Source organism: Dietzia sp. DQ11-71, assembly GCF_014144995.1.
Classification (GTDB): domain Bacteria; phylum Actinomycetota; class Actinomycetes; order Mycobacteriales; family Mycobacteriaceae; genus Dietzia; species Dietzia kunjamensis.
Genome location: NZ_JAALDT010000462.1, coordinates 1 through 1,041 on the forward strand (window position 1 = coordinate 1; position 1,041 = coordinate 1,041).

1 protein-coding gene is annotated in these 1,041 nt (G+C 72.8%); it reads right to left on the bottom strand.

The annotated features are described in order from the left end of the window. Positions 1-156 precede the first annotated feature (156 nt). Positions 157-834 (bottom strand): DNA alkylation repair protein, encoded by a 678-nt coding sequence (locus tag G6023_RS14555; protein WP_182636179.1) that lies wholly within the window; start codon positions 832-834, stop codon positions 157-159. Between the last annotated feature and the right edge of the window lie 207 nt (positions 835-1,041).

Here is a 1,041-nt window from a genome sequence, read left to right on the forward strand (position 1 = left end):
CGGGCGCTGATGGCCGCCCTCGACGACCCGCCGGTCCCGGCGCGCGCTCCCGCGTCCGAGGACGCCGCGATCGCCGCCGCCCACGCCCGGATCTACCGACACGTGCTCTCCGCTGCGGCCGAGAGGTAGTGCAGCGGGGCGGACCCGGTCGGGTCGTCAGGCCTCCTGGCGACGGACCATCTCGCCGATCCACTCCGGCGCGTACGGCGAGGTGCAGTTCGGCGGCGTCGGGTAGTCACGCAGCACACCCAGGCGCTCGCCGATCTCCAGTGCGCGCGCCCGCAGATCCGGATGCTGGATCCCGATCTGGGCCAGGCACGTGTTCATCTCCCACTGCAGCCGTTCGTGGGCGCCGGCCATCTCGGCCTCGATCACGTCCAGCAGCGCGGGCAGGTCCAGCCCCTCGGGCTTCTTGACCACCCGGTCGGCGGTGAGCGCCCAGCCGGCGGAGGCGACCACCGGGTCGGCGTCGTCCAACCACGCCACGCGCAGGTCCTCGGCGTGCGGGCCCTTCATCACGACGTAGCCGACCAGCCAGTCGTGGACCTTCCGGGTGCGGGCCTCGCGCAGCATCGTGTCCAGCTCGGTGGCCGAGAACTCCTTGGGCCGGCAGATGAGCAACGCGAGCAGCCTCGCGGCCGAGTCGCCCGTGTCCCACAGCTCCAGGGCCAGCGGATGGTTCTTCTTCACCCGCTTGGCCACCGCGCGGAGCGTGGTGAGGTTGACCGCGTGGTCGTCGCCGTGCCGCTCGTTGACCTTCCGGATCCGCGCGTCCTCGAGCTCCGCGAGCTCGGCCATCACCTCGTCGCGGGTCGGCGTTGTCGTCGTCGTCATATCCGTCTCCTCGTCCGTCCTCGCGGCTTCGCCGTCCGCACCTCTGCGGCGCACCGTCCCCAGCTCGGCGGCGCCCCGCCCGCACCTATACTCGCCGGGTGCGCCTGTGGAGCATCGATCCCGCCCTGCTCGACCGCGCCGCGCTGGTCGCCGGGTGGCGCGAGGGGCTCCTGGCCCAGAAGGTACTCCGCGGGCTGACCACGGGCT